We start from the raw sequence: 17,131 nt of genomic DNA, 5'->3' as shown, positions 1-17,131 counted from the left end.
CCGAGAAAATCGGGCAGCCATAAGGCCTTGGGTGCGGGGGACTGACACAGGCACGTTGCCAGCGTCGCAATCTCGCTCCGCGGTGCTCGCCTTCGAAAGGCGAGCGAGCACGGATTAGCGGTTCAGGGCAACGACGAGGGCGCGCGGGTTGCCGCCGTTGTCGCTGATGAAGCTCTGGAAGAGGTTGTCGAGGAACGACGTCATCCAGAAGCCGATCACCTGGGCGTCGCGGACCTTGTAGGTGTCGCCGCGGCGGACAACGAGCCACCGCACGTCGTAGGCATCGCCGCTAGCCAGCGTGATGCGGCTGTCGACGTAGGTGCCGCGCGGGTCTTCCTTCGATTGCGCGTAGACGACGAACTTTGCAACCGGATACTTCGGGGCTTCCTTCGCGGCATAACGGGCAATGAAGTTGATCATGCCGTTGTAGTAGATCTGGCGGTCCGTCTTGGGCAGCACGCGCGCATAGTCGCCAAGAGCGCTCAGGCCGATCGAGGGAATATCTGCGTTGGAATTCAATACCATCGCCATCTGGGAGACCGAGCCGGTGCGCGATGCGGTGAGCAGCTCGTTGCCAACCCGCTTCATGTAGCCGGCGGGAGACTCGCGGCGGGCTGGCTTTGCCAGCGGGGGCGTTGCGCCTTTGTCAATCGATGCGGTTCCGGCCGGGGGCGCGACCTGCTGGGCGGCGGCGTTGGTGGCGGTCGGTAGCAGGACTAGGGCTGCCAGGGCGAGAATGCGCGTGATGGTGCGCAGTGGCGTGGCAGACGTCATACGATTGAACTCCCTCCTAGGGGCATACTTGCGGAACGCGGCGGCAGCGCTCATGGCGCTTGCCCCCCTTGCCGTCGGCTTTATTAGCCATGTGCGGCAACTTTCAGTCAAAGGGTGGCTGAGGATAACGTCGATTTTTTGGACAGCATTGGTGTCAGGCATGTGATGCCTCCGGCAGAGGTTGCGTCACCATTCGCGGCCATAGGCCCTTGAAGCGATAGAGTTCGCTCGGCGGCACTTGGCGTTGTCCCAAAAGGCTGGCTACGCGGTCGACTTCGGCCTGAGTTGTCGTGGGGGCAACACACAAGAGAATGGATTTCTCCCGCTCGGGATGGACGAGGATGAGCTCGTGACGCGAGGCGGAGAGAGAGGCGCGGACGTGGTGGGCTACCCCCAGGTATGAGGCGAGTGGCGCATGCCAGGTCCAGCGGTTGAAACAAGTCGCATCCGTGACGGTCACATGACCGTTCGCGATATCGACGGTGCGCGTGGCTGTCAGCCGCGCCAGGAGGCGCCGGGCCGGAACGGTGAGGAGAAAGAGAAGGAATGCCGCGGCGACAAAGATCTCGATGGCGAGGGCGGGGCGCTGCTGAAGCAAGGCGCGAGCGCCGGGCAGCGTCAGTGCCTGGGCCAGAACGCTCGCAGCCGCGGTGATGACGATCGCAGCGGCGGGCACCACCAGGAACAGATAGAGCGCGGTCGAGCGCTGTGCGCAGTCTTGATCGAGGCGGATGGGAAGGGTGGTGGGCATTGGGGGCTCGACCCGGTCGAAGATTGCGACGCGCATGAAATACAGAAATCCGCTATGCGAAAATGGATGCCTGGAAGGGTAAATGTGTGTGCTTACCGGGGCGTTAATCGATGTATCGGAAATGCGCGCCTCTTGCGCGCTTGACACATAAACATATCTTTATATGATCCCGCGCAGATTGGAGGCGGGATGACTGGGTCGTTTGCCAGTGATGACATCGTAGCGGCGCTAAAGGCGGCCGCCGAGCCGACGCGTCTGCGCATCCTGTTGCTCCTGGCCGGTGGCGAGTTGAGCGTCAAGGATCTGACGGTCATCCTCGGCCAAAGCCAGCCGCGCATCAGTCGCCATCTCAAGCTTTTGACCGAGGCCGGGCTGATCGAGCGTTTCCGCGAAGGAAGCTGGGCCTATTTTCATGTCTCAGACCGTTCGGCGGGCGGGCGGCTCGCACTCGACATCTTGGCACTGGTCGATCGGGACGATCGCGTCGTGGCGCGAGACCGCGAGCGTGCGGACGCGCTCAAGAGCGAGCGCGAAGCGGCGGCACAGACATACTTCCAGGCCCATGCGGCGGACTGGGACCGCATCCGGGCACTGCATATCGCCGAGCGTGACGTCGAACAGGCGATCAGCGACGCGCTCGGTCCAGGACCGTTCGACCTTCTAGTTGACCTTGGGACGGGCACGGGCCGGATCCTGGAGTTGCTGGCCGATCGCTACGAGCGTGGGCTCGGCTTCGATCTCAGCAACGCAATGCTTGCTTATGCGCGCAGCAAGCTGTCGACTTCGAAGCTGGGGCAGGCGCAGGTGCGGCACGGCGACATCTATGACCTTAGTCTGCAAGACGAGGTTGCCGATGTCGTGATCATGCATCAGGTGCTGCACTTCCTGTCCGAGCCGGCCCTGGCGCTTCGCGAGGCTGCGCGGGTGCTTGCGCCTGGCGGACGGCTGCTGATCGTCGACTTTGCGCCACACGATCTGGAATTTCTGCGCGAGGAACATGCGCACGATCGGCTCGGCTTTGCGCCAGCCCAGGTCGAAAACTGGATGAAGGACTCAGGGCTGGTGCCGAAGCTGCAGAGGGATCTTGCTCCCTCGCCCGGCTCCGAGCCCGAGGTGCTGACCGTTTCACTGTGGCTGGGCGAGCAGCCGCGCGAAGCCAAAAATCGTGACCGATCGGCGCGGTCGCGCACTCTGCAGGAGGCCCCGTGATGGCGATAGCAAACGAGCGCAAGAGCCGCCTGCTTGGCGCAGGCGAAATCGACGTATCGTTCGAATTCTTTCCGCCGAAGACGGAGAAGATGGAGCAGGCGCTCTGGTCGTGCATCGAGCGCCTGGCGCCGTTGCATCCCGAGTTCGTGTCGGTGACGTATGGCGCGGGCGGCTCGACGCGCGAGCGTACGCACAACACGGTGTCGCGCATCGTGCACGAGACCGACCTCAAGCCAGCGGCGCACCTGACGTGCGTGGCGGCGACGAAGGAAGAAGTGGACGCGGTAGCTCGGGCCTATTGGGACGCCGGAGTGCGCCACGTGGTGGCGTTGCGCGGCGATCCCGCAGGTGGCCCGGGAACGAAGTATGAGCCGCATCCGGGTGGCTACGTAAATGCTGCTGATCTGGTCGCGGGCTTGAAGCGCATTGCGCCGTTTGAGGTCTCGGTCGCGGGCTACCCGGAGCGACATCCAGAAAGTGGTTCGCTCGAAGCCGACATGGAGAACCTCAAGGCGAAGGTTGACGCCGGTGCCGATCGCATTATCACGCAGTTCGGGTTCGACAATGCGTATTACCTGCGCTTCTTGGAGCGGGCGCGCGCAACGGGGATCTGGGTGCCGATTACCCCTGGTGTCGTACCCATTCACAACTTCAAGCAGGTGGCCGGGTTCGCGGCCAAGGCCGGGGCCACGGTGCCGTCATGGCTGGCGCATCGCTTCCAGGGGCTAGAGGATGATCCGACGACGAGCCATCTCGTGGCGGCGGCGGTTGCTACCGAGCAAGTGATGGACCTGGTCGATGAAGGGGTGAAGAAGTTCCACTTCTACACACTCAACCGCGCCGATCTCGTCTACGCCATCTGTCATCTGTTGGGCCTCCGAGCACGTGCCTCGACGGTCATGCCGCGCGCTGAGACGCGGGCCGTCGGATAAGGAGTATAGCTGATGAAAAGAAAGCCATCGTTCGCAGCGCTCGAAGCGGCTGCCGCCAAGCACATCCTGATCATCGACGGCGCGATGGGCACCATGATCCAGCGCTACAAGCTGGACGAGGACGGCTATCGCGGCGTGCGCTTCAAGGATTGGACGCGCGACATCAAGGGCAACAACGACGTTCTGGTGCTGACGCAGCCGCAGATCATCGGCAAGATCCACGAAGAGTATCTGGACGCCGGCGCCGACATTCTCGAGACGAACACGTTCAACGCGCAGCGCATCTCGCTGGCCGATTACGGCATGGAGGAGCTCGCTTACGAGATCAACGTGGCCGCAACCAAGATTGCGCGTGCTGCTGCCGACAAATGGACGAAGAAGACGCCGGACAAGCCGCGCTTCGTTGCCGGGGCGGTGGGGCCGACCAACCGCACAGCGTCGATCTCGCCGGATGTCAACAATCCGGGGTATCGTAACGTCTCGTTCGATGAGCTGCGCGATGCCTACAAGGAGCAAGTGCGCGGCCTGATGGACGGTGGTGCCGACATCATCCTGATCGAGACGATCTTCGACACGCTCAACGCGAAGGCCGCGGGTGTGGCCACGCTGGAAGTGTTCGAGGAGAAAGATCTCGAGCTGCCGATCATGATTTCGGGCACGATCACGGATCGTTCGGGGCGTACGCTATCGGGGCAGACGGCGGAGGCATTCTGGTATTCGATGCGGCATCTGCGGCCGTTCTCGATCGGGCTCAATTGCGCGCTTGGCGCCGACCTGATGCGCCCTTATCTGGGCGAGCTGTCGACGATCGCTGATGCGCGCATTTCCGCCTATCCGAACGCGGGCCTGCCGAACGCAATGGGCGAATACGACGAGACACCGCACGACATGGCTTGCGATATGGAGCCGTGGGCGAAGGACGGCATCGTCAACATCGTTGGCGGTTGCTGCGGCTCGACGCCCGATCACATCCAGCACATCGCCGAGCACGTGAAGGCATACAAGCCGCGCGCGCTTCCGCACATCGATCCGAAAATGCGCTTGTCGGGTCTCGAACCGTTTATCCACGGGTGAGCCGATGAGCGCGATGAAGTTCGAGGACCAGGACCTCAGCCGGTTAAGTGAATATGCCGCCCTGGCGGAGAGCTACATTCCAGGCCGTCTGGCGATCTTTGCGATAGTCGAATCCGCTTTCCACGAATTGCTGACTGCGGAGCCGGCGAAAATTCTGGTGGTGGGCGCCGGCGGGGGGGAGGAAATTCTTCGTCTCGGTGCGGAGAACCCGTCCTGGTCATTCGTCGGCGTCGATACGTTCGAGCCGATGGTCGAAATGGCGAAGGTGCGCCTGGCCGCAAGTCCGGTCGGCGAGCGGTCCGTCGTGCACACGATGGGTATCGACCAACTGGACGAATCCGGGTTCGACGCGGCCACCTGCATCCTGACCGCGCACTTCGTGCCGGACGATGGCTCCAAGCTCGCGTTCTTCGAAGCGATCCGCGCACGCATGAAGCCGGGAGCGCCGCTCGCCATCATCGATGGCGTCGGGGTTTCCGGCGAGCGCGATACGGAGTTGCTGCGGCGTATCTGGGTGCGGCACGCTGTGCGCAACGGCGTTCCCGAGGCAGAGGCGCGGAAGAACGCGCAGAACTTCAGCAAAATTCCCGTGGTGTCGGCGGAGCGTGAAGAGGAGCTGCTGCAAGCGGCCGGCTTCAAGGATCTCGTGCCGATTTTTCAGGGGCTCGCAATCAAGGGGTGGCTCGCGTTCGCGTGAGCCCGCCGCAATCCAGAACGGAAGTCGATCGAATGACAACGGGTAACGCGGCGCAGACCTTCATCAACGTCGGTGAGCGCACCAACGTCACAGGCTCGGCGAAGTTTCGCAAGCTGATCGAGGCGAACGACTATCCAGCTGCGCTCGCGGTTGCGCGCCAGCAGGTGGAGAGCGGCGCGCAGATCATCGACATCAACATGGACGAGGGGCTACTCGATTCCGAGAAGGCGATGGAGACGTTCCTCAACCTCATCGCTTCCGAACCGGACATTGCGCGCGTCCCAGTGATGATCGACTCCTCGAAGTGGACCGTCATCGAGACCGGCCTCAAGTGCGTGCAGGGCAAGGCGATCGTCAACTCGATCAGCCTCAAGGAAGGCGAAGACGTCTTCCTCGATCACGCCAAGAAGGTGCTGCGGTACGGCGCGGCCGTGGTTGTGATGGCCTTCGACGAAGAGGGCCAAGCCGATACTGCGGACCGCAAGGTGGCGATCTGCGAGCGCGCCTATAAACTGCTCACCGAGAAGGTTGGATTCCCGCCGGAGGATATCGTCTTCGATCCCAACATTTTCGCGGTGGCGACGGGCATCGAGGAACACAACAACTACGGGCGGGACTTCATCGAGGCGACGCAGCGCATCAAGGAAAAGATGCCGCTGGTGCATATTTCGGGCGGTGTCTCGAACCTGTCCTTTGCGTTCCGCGGCAATGAGCCGGTGCGCGCGGCGATGCATTCTGTGTTCCTCTACCACGCGATCCGCGCCGGCATGGACATGGGGATCGTCAACGCTGGTCAGCTTTCGCCCTACGACGACATTCCTGCCGAGCTGCGCGAATTGTGCGAGGACGTGGTTCTCAATCGGCGCGCAGACGCAACTGACCGCCTGCTCGAAGCTGCGCCGCGGTTCAAGGGTGACGGCACGACCGGCAAGCCGAAAGAGAAAGACCTCTCATGGCGCGAGGCCCCGGTGCAGGAGCGCCTCACGCACGCGCTGGTGCACGGCATCACCGATTTCATCGAGGAGGACACCGAGGAAGCGCGACAGCAGGCCGACAAGCCGCTGCACGTGATCGAAGGGCCGCTGATGGCGGGCATGAACGTCGTCGGCGATCTGTTCGGTGCGGGCAAGATGTTCCTGCCGCAGGTGGTAAAAAGCGCGCGCGTGATGAAGCAAGCCGTCGCCTATCTGCAACCTTTCCTCGAGGAGGAAAAAAGGAAGTCGGGGCTCGACCAGAAGCCGGCGGCCGGCAAGGTCGTGATGGCGACGGTGAAGGGCGATGTACACGACATCGGCAAGAACATCGTCGGCGTCGTGCTCCAGTGCAACAACTACGAGGTGATCGACCTCGGCGTGATGGTGTCGTCGGCGAAGATCCTCGAGACGGCAAAGAGAGAAAAGGCGGACATCATCGGTCTGTCGGGCCTTATTACGCCGTCGCTGGATGAGATGTGCTTCGTCGCCGCCGAGATGGAGCGCGAGGGGTTTGATTGTCCGCTGCTGATCGGCGGCGCGACCACATCGCGCGTGCATACGGCGGTAAAGATCAGCCCGAACTATGAGAAGGGCCAGGCGATCTACGTGCTAGACGCATCGCGCGCGGTCGGCGTCGTATCCAAGCTCTTGTCGGAGAGGGACCGGGGTGGTTACGTCAACGACATCCGCAACGAGTATGTGAAGGTTCGCGAGAACCACGTGCGCAACGAGGCGGCTAAGCGGCGCATCTCGCTGGCGGCAGCGCGCTCGAACAAGTTCGCCATCGATTGGGCTTCCTACGCACCGCCGAAGCCGAGCTTCCTCGGCGCGAAGGCGTTCAACGACTATCCGCTTGCCGAGCTGGTGCCGTACATCGACTGGACGCCCTTCTTCCAGACGTGGGAGTTGACCGGCCGCTACCCGATGATCCTCAAGGACAACAAGGTCGGCGCCGAAGCGCAGAAGCTGTTCAATGACGCGCAGGACATGCTGAAGCGCATGGTGGCAGAGAAGTGGGTGCGCGCGGCGGGCGTCGTCGGGTTCTGGCCAGCGAACAGCTCGGGCGATGACATCACCGTCTTCACCGACGATACACGCAAGCATGAGCTCGCGACGCTCTACACGCTGCGCCAGCAGATTGCCCGCGATCCGAGCCGCGACAGGGCGCACACCGCATTGGCTGACTTCATCGCGCCGAAGGAGACGGGGCTCGCCGATTACGTCGGAGGCTTCGCGGTGACGACGGGGCTCGGCGAAGAAGAGTCCATCGCCCGACACATCAAGGAGACTGACGACTACAGCCGCATCCTGGTGAAGGCGCTGTGCGACCGGCTGGCCGAGGCGTTCGCGGAACGGCTGCATGCGCGCGTGCGGCGTGAGCTGTGGGGCTATGCAGCGGCGGAAAACATCTCCAACGACGACCTCATTCTCGAAAAGTACCGCGGCATTCGCCCAGCCCCGGGTTATCCGGCGCAGCCCGACCATACGGAGAAAGCTACGCTGTGGCGGCTAATGGATGTGAACAACACCGCAGGGATCGAGCTGACCGAGAGCTATGCGATGTGGCCGGGGGCGTCGGTGTCAGGTCTCTACTTCGCGCATCCCGAGAGCCACTACTTCGGCGTCGGCAAGGTGGAGCGCGATCAGGTGGAGGACTATGCCGCGCGCAAAGGCTGGACTATCGCCGAGACCGAGCGCTGGCTGGCGCCTGTGCTGAATTATGATCCGCGCTCTGTGCGCGAAGAGGCGGCCTGAAACGGCTAGAGGGCGCGAAATCCGCGCCCTCTCAAACGTAATGCGTGCAAGCCTTGCTAGACGACGCCAAATACGATTGCCGCGATTAATCCGAACGAGAAGAGCGCGGCGAGGAGGTTCAGTCGAGCCAGTCGTTCCATCGTCTCCTCCATCTGTTGTCTTGTTGTTTCTGGGGTTCGATTTCAGACCAGATTGAAAACTTAAGAGGCAGACAGGTTCCCTGCCAAGCGAAATTTTTTGCGCGAGCATTGGAACTAGTCGAGTTTGCGTAGAATGCTATTGCTCGAATGTATGCGCCAGCGCCACACCGATTGTGTCGGTATGTGTCCGCTCCTTGATCCTTCGACATTTTTCTGGGGCTTTGGCGCATCAGTCGCCGCATCGCCGAGACGTGCTTGAATTGCTGCGCTGCGAGACTAGGTTGCTCGCAATTTTCAGGAGATGCGAATGAGCGGCTACAACGCGTTGCTTTTGTCGAGGATCGAGGGCGGCGTGGGCGCGAAGTGGCAGCGTCTCGACGACGATCAGCTCGGCGATGGTGACGTCACGGTGCGTGTGTCGCATTCGACGATCAACTACAAGGACGGGCTGGTGCTGACCGGGCGCCTCCCGGGAATGAAGCTTCCGCTCGTTCCGGGGATCGATTTCGCGGGCAGTGTCGTGGCTTCCACTTGCTCCGACGTAGCGGTGGGCGTGGACGTCATCCTCAACGGTTGGGGCTGTGGGGAGCGACGGCCGGGCGGATACGCCGAGCTGGCGCGGGTGCCGGGCGAATGGCTGGTGCAGCGGCCAGCCGCGTTTTCGAATGCCGAGACGATGGCGATAGGGACGGCCGGCTATACGGCGATGCTGGCGGTACTCGCGCTGGAGGACCACGGCGTGACGCCGGACAAGGGCCCGGTGCTGGTGACAGGGGCCGCGGGCGGCGTCGGCAGCGTTGCCGTCGCGCTGCTGTCGAAGCTAGGCTTTCACGTCATGGCTTCGACGGGCCGGGTGCTCGAAGCGGATTATCTGCGCGGGCTGGGCGCCAGCGAGGTCATTGCGCGCGATGAGTTGTCGGCGCCCGGGCGTCCGCTCGGCAAGGAGCGTTGGGCGGGTGCGATCGATGTTGCGGGTTCGCACACGCTGGTGAATGTGCTCGCCATGACGCAGTACGGCGGGTGCGTGGCGACCACATGACTTGCCCAAGGGCTCGATCTACTGGGTTCGGTTGCACCGTTCATTCTGCGCGGTGTCACGCTCGCGGGTATCGACAGCGTGATGGCGCCAAAGGAGAAGCGGGTGCGTGCGTGGAATCGGCTGGCGCGCGACCTCGACCGTGAGAAGCTGGCCGAAATGACGGTGCATCGCCCATTGCTGGATGTGGTGGGCCTGGCGCCGGAGATACTCGCCGGAAAGGTTCGCGGCCGGGTGGTTCTCGACGTCAGCTGAGCCGCTTGCGCAGCAGAAATTCGGTGCGATCGTCGTAGGCGAGATCGGGTAGCTCGGCGACGCGCGTGAAGCCGTGACGCTCGTAGAAACGTGTGGCGCCGGTGTTGATTTCGGAGACGGCGACCCAAAGGTTGCGCTCGCCTGCGCCACGTGCCTCGCGCTCCATCCATTGCAGGAATGTCTGACCCAGCGCGCGACCCTGCACGTCAGTCAGCAGGGCGAGGAACTGCAGGTAGGGGCCGCGCAGCCAGCTGGTGTGAATGATCGCGGCGCCGACGACAGCGCCTTCGAGATTGAATGCAAATCTCGGTGCGCCCTCGGGATGCGACGTCAGCATTCGCGTCAGTGCACTGGCGGGGTAACCGTATGCGCGCCAGGGATCCATGGCGCCGATTGCTTCTCCAAGACGGGCCGCATCGTCCGCGGCAAGCGGCCCCAACGTGATGGGGGTGCCGTCAGCTAGGCGTAGCTCATAGCTTGGCGCAGAGTAGAGCGCTGGACCGCTCATTGCGTCGGCTTCTTGTTGGATGTCGGTTTGGGTGCGTGGGCCGGCGTTACGCGCGCCGAAGGCTTCAGCAGCACGAGGTGATCGTAGCGGTTGGTGTCGCCAGGCCGATTGTCATAGCACTCGGATGAGATGACTGGCTCGCCGGCAGCCAGCAGCTCTGAAACGGTGACGAACTCGAAGCCCTTCTTGCGTAAGGCCGCGATGGCGAAGGGGAGTGCTGCTGCCGTGTGCCAGCCGCGTCCGTTGGCGTGATTGACGATGATCGCACCCGGCTTTGCCTGCAGCATCGCGCGGATGATGGTGGCGGAGGATTCCCGCGGGTCGGGATCGCCGGTCGCGAGATTCCACTGAATAGCGCGCAGCCCTTGTGCCTGCAGCTCCTTCAGGGCTGCCGGATTGCAGGCGCCGTATGGGAAGCGAAAGAGCGACAGGCGCGGGGCGATGGTCTGCATGGCGCTGCTGCCCGCCGCCGCCGCGCACTGCTTCTCAGTGAGACGGGCGCGAATTGCTGCGTAGGCGCGCTGCGGGCCGGCCACTTCGTCGTGGAGCCTCTGTCCGGACAGAAGCCTCAGATTGCGGTGGGCTTCGGAGTGGTTGGCGAGTTCGAATAGCGGATCCGACATGAGTTGCTGGGTGCGATCCTCGTGCGAACGCATCCATTTTCCGCCGGCGAAGAATGTGGCCCTTATGTCCTCCCGGCGTAGGAAATCAATGATGGCACCGTCGTAACCTGCAATTTCTCCGGGCTGCTCGCACAGATCGAAGGTGAGGGCGATAAGTTTGCGTCCCGCCGGCAGCTTGACGCTACGAATGGCGCCGTAAGGCGTATCGGGTTCGTACGTCTCAGGCGTAGCGAGGTCTGATGCAGGCTTGTCAAAGCTGTGGTCGCGCTTACGGGCGACGTTCTCTCCGGGTTTGCCGGCGAGAGCATCCGGCGACCAGCAGGAATTCAGCAGGTCGGCGTCGCCCGCCGAAGCAGAGTGCGGCATGCAACACATGAGCGCTGCGGCGGCAAGCACGTGACGCAAGGATAAGCGCGTCGACATAAAAAGTGCTCCTAGCGGCCTTTGAACTGCGGCTTACGCTTTTCCTTGAACGCGAGCCGGCCTTCCGCGTAGTCCTCGCTGTCGAAGCAGGCCGCCACTGCCGCATCCATCGCGGCGATGTCCGGTGTTTGCGGGTTGCGCGTCAGCTCATCGATGGTGCGCTTGGCGGCGCGTACGGTGAGCGGCGCGTTAGCTGCGATCTCTCCGGCGAGGGCCCGGGTCTTCTCCTCTAGCTCCGCAGTCGTCACCACGGTGTTGACGAGCCCCATGTGGAGTGCTTCTGCAACTTTGAAGCGCCGGCCGGTGAACATCAGCTCCTTGGCATGGGCTGGGCGAACCGCGGCAAGCAGCGGCCGGACCCAGCGGGCATTGTAGCCGAGGCCCAGCTTGGCGGCCGGAATAGCGAACTGAGCGGCCTCGTCGGCGATACGGATGTCGGCACACAGTGCGATTGCCAGGCCACCGCCGAGGCAAAAGCCGTGGATCATCGCGAGCAGCGGCTTGCTGCAGCCACTGAGGGCGCGGAAAGCAGCGTCGTTCAGTTCGTCATAGGCGTACGTGGCGGCTCCGGTGCGGGCGCTGTCAAACTCGGAGATGTCGGCGCCGGCGGAGAAGGCCCGGGTGCCTTCGCCCCGCAACACGATGACGCGGATGGCCTCGTCGGCTTCGGCGGCGGCGATCAGACGCGGTACGGCTTCCCACATCGACGCGGTGAAGGCGTTCATGCGGGCGGGATTGCTGGCAATAATGAAAGCGATATCGCCGTCGCGCTCGAGACGCAGCCCAGGCTGATCGGTAGCCGCTTCTGACATAAAAATTCCCCCTTTGGGCTCGCGTCTTATACAGCAGGGAACGGCCTTCAGCCGCAAGCGGGCAGGTCGTCTCAAGTTGTCCGGGTTCGCAGGATCGAGGGGCAACTTTCGAAAAGCATGTGCCGCTCTAGGGCGTTGACGCCGCGGCGGCATGTTTGTACGCCCATCAGGAGCCGGGCGTGCGGGACCGGCGGAGTTGGCATGCGCCGAGTGCGCGAGGAGTGCGACATGGCAGCCAAAACACGGTCGGCGGCCGACGGCAAGGTGCAGTCCTACGATCCGATCTGGTCGGAGATCCGCCGCGAGGCCGCGAGCGCGATGACTGCCGAGCCGGCACTCGGCAGTTTCATCTACGCTACTTTGTTGAGCCACGACCGGCTCGAGGAGGCTATCTGCCACCGGCTGGCACAGCGCCTGGATCACTCCGAGGTCGAGGCGGTGCTGATCAACCAGACATTTCAATCACTGCTGCAAGCGCGCCCCGATCTCGGCGGAATCTTCCGTGCCGATCTGGCGGCTGTGTTCGACCGCGATCCGGCGTGCCATCGCTACATCGAGCCGCTGCTCTACTTCAAAGGATTCCACGCCCTCGCTACTCATCGGTTCGCGCATGAGCTGTGGGAAGCGGGCCGGCGCGACTTCGCCCTGTTTCTTCAGAGCCAGTCTTCGCGCACGTTCGGGGTCGACATCCACCCGGCGGCGCGGTTCGGCCAGGGGATCATGATCGATCACGCGACTGGTATCGTGGTCGGTGAGACGGCCGAGGTGGGCAACAACTGCTCGTTCCTGCATGGCGTGACGCTCGGCGGCAGCGGCAAGGAAATGGGCGACCGGCATCCGAAGATTGGCGAAGGTGTGCTGATCGGTGCAGGGGCGAAGGTGCTCGGCAATATCACCGTGGGCGATGGATCGCGCGTTGCCGCGGGCAGCGTCGTGCTGCATGACGTGCCCCCGCATGTGACGGTAGCCGGTGTTCCTGCCAAGGTCGTCGGCTCGTCGGGATGCGCTGAACCTGCGCTCGAGATGGAGCAGACCTGGGTCGACGATTTCGGCGGCCTGTGAATTCGCTACGATTTTAGACAGCGGCGCCCTTACGGTGCCCGAGGAGAAGCACGTGGATCCAAAAGAAATCGCTCGCCTGCAGGCCTATCTGCGCAAGACGTTCGGCACGCCTTCGCTGGAGGTTCGCGCGCGTCCGAAGAAGAAGGACTCCGCTGAGGTCTTCGTCGGTGGCGAGTTCATAGCGGTCCTGTTCCGCGAAGAGGAAGAGGGCGAGGTCTCGTATCAGTTCCAGATGGCTATTCTCGACGTAGACCTCGAAGGGGTCTGATCGGGCATGGCGCTCTATGAGCTTGATGGCGTGCGCGTAGAGACACCGGGCGAAGGACGCTACTGGGTTGCGCCGACTGCGGTTGCTATCGGCCGGGTGATCCTGGAGGAGGATGCCAGCGTCTGGTTCGGCAGCGTGCTGCGCGGCGACAATGAGCCGATCCGCATCGGCGCGCGTTCGAATGTGCAGGAGGGCTGCGTCCTGCACACCGATCCGGGGTATCCGCTGACGATCGGGGCCGACTGCACCATTGGCCATATGGTCATGCTGCACGGGTGCACGATCGGACGGGGCAGCCTGATCGGCATCGGCTCCATCATCCTCAATGGAACGAAAATCGGCGAGGAATGCCTGATCGGCGCGAATACGCTGATCCCTGAGGGGAAGGAGATCCCGCCGCGCTCGATGGTGCTGGGCTCGCCGGGCAAAATTATTCGCCAGCTTACCGACGAGGACGTTGTGCGCTTTGGCGCGGCGGCGGGGCGCTACGTGAACAACTGGAAGCGGTTTTCAGCTGGTATGAAGCCGCAGACGTAAAGCGAAAGCCGCAGACATTGGATGCCTGCGGCTTCGTTATTTTTTTCGGCGTTCGGCCGTTTCTATTCGCGGCTGCGGTTCTCAGAGCTGGAAAGCGCCGTCGCCAGCGGTCCCTGGCGGGTGTCGAGGGCAACCCACACCTTGGGATTGAGATACGACTGGCGCATCACGTACTGGTAGGGCGTTTTGCTCCAGAGGCGGATCTCTTCGATCTTGTTGTCGAGAACGAAATCGCCCTGAACGGTGCGGGCGGTGAGAACAGCGTGGCCTTCGCCCTTTTCATCGCGCACGACAGTCATCAGCAGCGCACTGACGGGCCAGCCCTTTGTGATCAGCGTGTGGCGCTTCAGGAGTGCGTAGTCCTCGCAGTCGCCGCGGGTGCGGGGGAGCGTCCAGTACTCATTGACGCCGTAGACTTCGAGATCGGTTGCAGGTGCGATCTCGTGGTTCACGGAGCGGTTGATCTCGTCGAGCTCCTTCAGGTGCTCGGCCGTAGCGTTGAAGCGGCTTTCCTGACCGTGGTCGGGGGCGCACTCGTCGGGATTTGCCTCGCAGAAACGGACGAAGCCGTGCGGCGGCTGGGCGGGACCGAAGATGCGCATGAACTGAACAGCGCGGTTCGAAGCGCCGGCCTCTTGATCAGGCTTTTGAATGTTCGATACGCCCTGTGCACATACGGCCGTGGTGGCAAGCATGCTCCCGATGAGGACAATGGCGCTGACGTGAACCCGCTGCATGACAGAAAACCCCGTTACTCTTGCTCTCCAAGCTACGCGACAGAACTCGAATTACGCTGAAGCCACGGCCGTGGATTTGAGATGAAAAACTCGTGCTTCGTTTACGTCGATGACTGGTGTCTTAAGGCAGTGCTGAACGCGGCGGGGACGCTGTCCCCCTCGCTTACAAAATCAACCGCGATGCCGCGTTCATGGTGGCGCACGACGACGGCGCGGCGTTTGTCCACCATGATTTGCGAACCCAGCGGTGGGCGCGCCGGCATTACGATGGCCGCGCCCGATAGCGAGATGTCGTGCAGGGGACACACCATGGTGTTGCCGTCCGGCAAAATGATCAAAGCGGCCTCATCGGCGGAGACGCGCGGATAAAGGCGGGCTTCGTCTTCGGGCGTTTCGGCCAGCGCGGCGAGGCGGGGTAGCTGCATCGCAAGCTTGTCGAGCTTGCGTTGGGTGCCGCTGATCGTCATGGCGAAGCTGCCGGGAAAGAGGCGGACGACCGAGCCTTCGAGGCCTCCGAGATGGGTCAGATAGACGATGAGCTTTTCACCGACGCGCAACGGCACCGGCGTCGTCATAGCGGCGCTTTCGACTGAGATATCAATGAGGCGGCAGGGGTAGTCGAGCTTGTCCTGGCGCATGAACCGGCCGGGGAGGCTCAGGGCGTAGCGCGGGTGACGGCGCTGGTCTTGCCCTGTGAACTGGGCGTCGACCCCGTTCATTGGCCGATATTGGTCCGCACTCGTAGACATGGCCGTTCCTGTGAGTGGATCGCGTCGCGAACCGAGTTCACTTGAGCCTGTCAAAAACGCGTACGGGGGAGGCTCGTTCCTGGCGACTATGCAGGCGAGCGGTTTAACGAACGGCTAATCGCCGCGTCATTTCTGTATGGAGTAGGGTAACTGGCTGTTTGAACAGTTGGAAAATTCGCGGGCCGGTGCCTTACGCTTTGTCGCCGTCACTGCGGCTCAGGCCACCTTCGAACACGCGAAATTGGCGGTGGTCGGAGCGCACGACGCGTGCGTGTGTGCCAGGGTGCATCACAGGCACGGCTGCGTCGGTGGGGTGCTTCTGGGCTGCGTTTTCAATGCCGGCCGGCCAGGTCAGTTCCTGGGAAATAATGCGCTTGGACGTCAAAGGTAGTTCGCCGAGCCACTGCGGGGGATCGAGCGGCGCCAGCGCGCCCAGTACGCGGTCGATGGTGTCACCGGTGTGGCGCAGCGGCAGGAGGATTGCTTCGAATGACGTCGAGGCACGGGCAACGGGAGCCGCTTCCAGGTGGACAGTTTCGATAGCGCCCTGTTTGCTGAGGGCTGCGAGGTGACGCACAAGCGATGTGCGATCTGAGTGAGACCAGCCTGAAAGAAAGTTGGTACCCCGCAACTCTGAGCCGAACATATCGCAAACGTGCGTGCCTGCCAGACGGAAGCGATAGTTTTCTGAGTCGAGGCGCTCCAGGATGAAAGTCGATGGGAGAATGCCCGCAATCTTGCCCGGGTCGATTTCGAAGCGACGCGGTGTGGCTCGGTTTCCCCGGACCTTCTCCCAGTAGGCAAAAAGCGTCTGGCTAGTCTTGTGCTTCAACTGCATACGCAAACCAGTTCTTGCTCTGTACCCCCGCAAGGGCCGGTTAACAGCCGTGCCAGATTGGGACAGTTGGTTCCAATCCTCACGTTCCCGTGGCTTCAGGAGCAGCAACCGTGCCAGCGCTTCTGGTGGTGGAACTACGCTGCGCTGCCCGGTTGCCGGGCATCTGCACTACCGTTAACTCTGCCTGAGCCCGGTCCGGGCGTACCAAATTGAGAAGGAAGACCCGTGGAACGACACGAACCGATGTTCAACATCCACGGGGCTGTGCTCGGGCTGCTCGGCGCAATGATTGCCGTGCATGTCGTGCGCTTGGCGCTGCCGGAGAACTGGGATGCGTGGCTGACGTGGGCACTGGCATTCGTGCCTGCCCGCTATGCGGGATATGCGGGGGAACTGCCGGGCGGCGATGTCACTGCCGTCACTTCGTTCCTGACGCACACGCTGGTGCATGGTGACTGGGTGCACCTGGGGCTGAACGCGGCGTGGCTGCTGGCGTTCGGCGGTGCGGTTGCCAATCGCGTCGGGGCAGTACGCTTTCTGGCGTTGTTTGCATTCTGCTCTGTGATTGGCGCTGTGACTTTCCTCATATTCAATCCGGGACTGTTGAGTCCGATGGTTGGTGCATCGGGCGGGATTTCCGGACTGATGGGCGCGACAATGCGCTTTCTGTTTCCGGCAATCGACGGGCACGGTCTTGCCGCACTGCGGGAGGATCCGGCATCGGTGCGGGCAATGCCGCTTCTCGCAGCGCTCAGCGACAAGCGTGTTGTTGCGGTGACGGCCGTATTTCTCGCAGCGAACATCCTTGCAGTGCTCGGCATCGGCAGCGTCGGGCTCAGTGGAATTGCTTGGGAGGCGCACATCGGCGGATACTTTGCCGGACTTTTATTCTTCGGCTTCTTTGATGCACCGCAAACTGACGATTCATCGGAACGGGATATTGTGCATTGAAGTTCTTGCATCAATGACGTGATTAA

At 62.6% G+C, this 17,131-nt stretch carries 15 protein-coding genes and 3 pseudogenes; 10 read left to right on the top strand and 8 right to left on the bottom strand.

The genetic code is table 11. The features are described 5' to 3' along the window. Window positions 1-114: 114 nt before the first annotated feature. Both ACP15D_RS02430 and ACP15D_RS02425 read right to left on the bottom strand, forming a co-directional pair. Window positions 115-774 (bottom strand): ABC transporter substrate-binding protein, encoded by a 660-nt coding sequence (locus ACP15D_RS02430; RefSeq protein WP_424955975.1) that lies wholly within the window; start codon window positions 772-774, stop codon window positions 115-117. A 154-nt stretch (window positions 775-928) separates the two neighbouring features. Further along, entirely contained in the window at window positions 929-1,525 is a 597-nt protein-coding gene (locus ACP15D_RS02425) for a hypothetical protein (protein WP_424955974.1), read from the bottom strand. A gap of 189 nt (window positions 1,526-1,714) precedes the next feature. On the opposite strand from ACP15D_RS02425, the gene ACP15D_RS02420 reads away from it, so the two are divergent. The 6 genes and pseudogenes from ACP15D_RS02420 to ACP15D_RS02395 all read left to right on the top strand — a co-directional run bounded on the left by ACP15D_RS02420 (window position 1,715) and on the right by ACP15D_RS02395 (window position 9,597). After that, window positions 1,715-2,734, top strand: a complete 1,020-nt coding sequence (locus ACP15D_RS02420) for an ArsR/SmtB family transcription factor (protein WP_424955973.1) — start codon at window positions 1,715-1,717, stop codon at window positions 2,732-2,734. Then, window positions 2,734-3,666 carry a methylenetetrahydrofolate reductase [NAD(P)H] gene (gene metF / locus ACP15D_RS02415; RefSeq protein ID WP_424955972.1) on the top strand — a complete coding sequence of 311 codons (933 nt, stop codon included), beginning with the start codon at window positions 2,734-2,736 and terminating at the stop codon, window positions 3,664-3,666. The genes ACP15D_RS02420 and metF overlap by 1 nt, the downstream gene beginning before the upstream one ends. A gap of 12 nt (window positions 3,667-3,678) precedes the next feature. Then, window positions 3,679-4,728 (top strand): annotated as a pseudogene (locus ACP15D_RS02410) (homocysteine S-methyltransferase family protein); the annotation flags it as partial. A gap of 16 nt (window positions 4,729-4,744) precedes the next feature. Then, window positions 4,745-5,437 carry a class I SAM-dependent methyltransferase gene (locus ACP15D_RS02405; protein ID WP_424955971.1) on the top strand — a complete coding sequence of 231 codons (693 nt, stop codon included), beginning with the start codon at window positions 4,745-4,747 and terminating at the stop codon, window positions 5,435-5,437. Then, window positions 5,380-8,166 (top strand): annotated as a pseudogene (gene metH / locus ACP15D_RS02400) (methionine synthase); the annotation flags it as partial. The gene ACP15D_RS02405 and the pseudogene metH, both read left to right, overlap by 58 nt. Window positions 8,167-8,613: 447 nt before the next feature. Further along, window positions 8,614-9,597: pseudogene (locus ACP15D_RS02395) on the top strand (MDR family oxidoreductase). On the opposite strand, the gene ACP15D_RS02390 reads toward ACP15D_RS02395, so the two are convergent. Genes ACP15D_RS02390 through ACP15D_RS02380 form a run of 3 tightly spaced genes read right to left on the bottom strand, consistent with a single transcriptional unit; the run spans window position 9,590 to window position 12,020 of the window. Continuing rightward, a complete protein-coding gene (locus tag ACP15D_RS02390) occupies window positions 9,590-10,105 on the bottom strand; it encodes a GNAT family N-acetyltransferase (RefSeq protein ID WP_424955970.1) in 516 nt (171 codons plus the stop codon). The pseudogene ACP15D_RS02395 and the gene ACP15D_RS02390 sit on opposite strands and share 8 nt — an antisense overlap. Continuing rightward, the gene (locus ACP15D_RS02385) at window positions 10,102-11,151 is read right to left on the bottom strand and encodes a polysaccharide deacetylase family protein (protein WP_424955969.1); all 1,050 of its coding nucleotides are present in this window, start codon (window positions 11,149-11,151) and stop codon (window positions 10,102-10,104) included. The genes ACP15D_RS02390 and ACP15D_RS02385 overlap by 4 nt, the downstream gene beginning before the upstream one ends. An 11-nt stretch (window positions 11,152-11,162) precedes the next feature. Beyond that, the gene (locus ACP15D_RS02380; RefSeq protein ID WP_424955968.1) at window positions 11,163-12,020 is read right to left on the bottom strand and encodes an enoyl-CoA hydratase; all 858 of its coding nucleotides are present in this window, start codon (window positions 12,018-12,020) and stop codon (window positions 11,163-11,165) included. 171 nt (window positions 12,021-12,191) lie between these two features. Here ACP15D_RS02380 and cysE point away from each other — a divergent pair, with 171 nt between their 5' ends. The 3 genes from cysE to ACP15D_RS02365 are packed head-to-tail and all read left to right on the top strand — an operon-like array spanning window position 12,192 to window position 13,830. Next, entirely contained in the window at window positions 12,192-13,025 is an 834-nt protein-coding gene (gene cysE / locus ACP15D_RS02375; RefSeq protein ID WP_072377824.1) for a serine O-acetyltransferase, read from the top strand. 52 nt (window positions 13,026-13,077) lie between these two features. After that, on the top strand, window positions 13,078-13,293 hold the full coding sequence (locus ACP15D_RS02370) for a DUF3126 family protein (protein WP_424955967.1): 216 nt from the start codon (window positions 13,078-13,080) through the stop codon (window positions 13,291-13,293). 6 nt (window positions 13,294-13,299) lie between these two features. Continuing rightward, window positions 13,300-13,830: a gamma carbonic anhydrase family protein gene (locus tag ACP15D_RS02365; RefSeq protein ID WP_424955966.1), complete on the top strand. Its 531-nt coding sequence runs from the start codon at window positions 13,300-13,302 to the stop codon at window positions 13,828-13,830. 62 nt (window positions 13,831-13,892) lie between these two features. Here the strand turns inward: ACP15D_RS02365 and ACP15D_RS02360 are convergent, their stop codons facing one another. The 3 genes from ACP15D_RS02360 to ACP15D_RS02350 form a co-directional block, all read right to left on the bottom strand. Then, on the bottom strand, window positions 13,893-14,567 hold the full coding sequence (locus ACP15D_RS02360) for a transglutaminase-like cysteine peptidase (RefSeq protein WP_424955965.1): 675 nt from the start codon (window positions 14,565-14,567) through the stop codon (window positions 13,893-13,895). Window positions 14,568-14,668: 101 nt separating this feature from the next. Next, window positions 14,669-15,316, bottom strand: coding sequence for a PilZ domain-containing protein (locus ACP15D_RS02355; protein ID WP_424955964.1), 648 nt, complete (start codon window positions 15,314-15,316; stop codon window positions 14,669-14,671). Between the two features lie 190 nt (window positions 15,317-15,506). Continuing rightward, window positions 15,507-16,154, bottom strand: a complete 648-nt coding sequence (locus tag ACP15D_RS02350) for a PAS domain-containing protein (protein WP_424955963.1) — start codon at window positions 16,152-16,154, stop codon at window positions 15,507-15,509. Between the two features lie 225 nt (window positions 16,155-16,379). Between ACP15D_RS02350 and ACP15D_RS02345 the strand changes: the two genes are divergently transcribed. After that, the gene (locus ACP15D_RS02345; protein ID WP_424955962.1) at window positions 16,380-17,105 is read left to right on the top strand and encodes a rhomboid family intramembrane serine protease; all 726 of its coding nucleotides are present in this window, start codon (window positions 16,380-16,382) and stop codon (window positions 17,103-17,105) included. Window positions 17,106-17,131 lie beyond the last annotated feature (26 nt).

This window comes from Hyphomicrobium sp. 1Nfss2.1 (assembly GCF_965243865.1).
In the GTDB taxonomy this organism is placed as follows: Bacteria; Pseudomonadota; Alphaproteobacteria; order Rhizobiales; family Hyphomicrobiaceae; genus Hyphomicrobium_A.
This window is presented reverse-complemented; position numbering and strand designations above follow the sequence as displayed.

What these genes read in the sequence shown, in the direction of transcription:
- ACP15D_RS02385 (WP_424955969.1), bottom strand. Translation starts at nt 11,151, where the DNA reads ATGTCGACGCGCTTATCCTTGCGTCACGTGCTTGCCGCCGCAGCGCTC.
- ACP15D_RS02425 (WP_424955974.1), bottom strand. Translation starts at nt 1,525, where the DNA reads ATGCCCACCACCCTTCCCATCCGCCTCGATCAAGACTGCGCACAGCGC.
- ACP15D_RS02360 (WP_424955965.1), bottom strand. Translation starts at nt 14,567, where the DNA reads ATGCAGCGGGTTCACGTCAGCGCCATTGTCCTCATCGGGAGCATGCTT.
- ACP15D_RS02420 (WP_424955973.1), top strand. Translation starts at nt 1,715, where the DNA reads ATGACTGGGTCGTTTGCCAGTGATGACATCGTAGCGGCGCTAAAGGCG.
- ACP15D_RS02405 (WP_424955971.1), top strand. Translation starts at nt 4,745, where the DNA reads ATGAGCGCGATGAAGTTCGAGGACCAGGACCTCAGCCGGTTAAGTGAA.
- ACP15D_RS02350 (WP_424955963.1), bottom strand. Translation starts at nt 16,154, where the DNA reads ATGCAGTTGAAGCACAAGACTAGCCAGACGCTTTTTGCCTACTGGGAG.
- ACP15D_RS02430 (WP_424955975.1), bottom strand. Translation starts at nt 774, where the DNA reads ATGACGTCTGCCACGCCACTGCGCACCATCACGCGCATTCTCGCCCTG.
- metF (WP_424955972.1), top strand. Translation starts at nt 2,734, where the DNA reads ATGGCGATAGCAAACGAGCGCAAGAGCCGCCTGCTTGGCGCAGGCGAA.
- ACP15D_RS02365 (WP_424955966.1), top strand. Translation starts at nt 13,300, where the DNA reads ATGGCGCTCTATGAGCTTGATGGCGTGCGCGTAGAGACACCGGGCGAA.
- ACP15D_RS02355 (WP_424955964.1), bottom strand. Translation starts at nt 15,316, where the DNA reads ATGTCTACGAGTGCGGACCAATATCGGCCAATGAACGGGGTCGACGCC.
- cysE (WP_072377824.1), top strand. Translation starts at nt 12,192, where the DNA reads ATGGCAGCCAAAACACGGTCGGCGGCCGACGGCAAGGTGCAGTCCTAC.
- ACP15D_RS02390 (WP_424955970.1), bottom strand. Translation starts at nt 10,105, where the DNA reads ATGAGCGGTCCAGCGCTCTACTCTGCGCCAAGCTATGAGCTACGCCTA.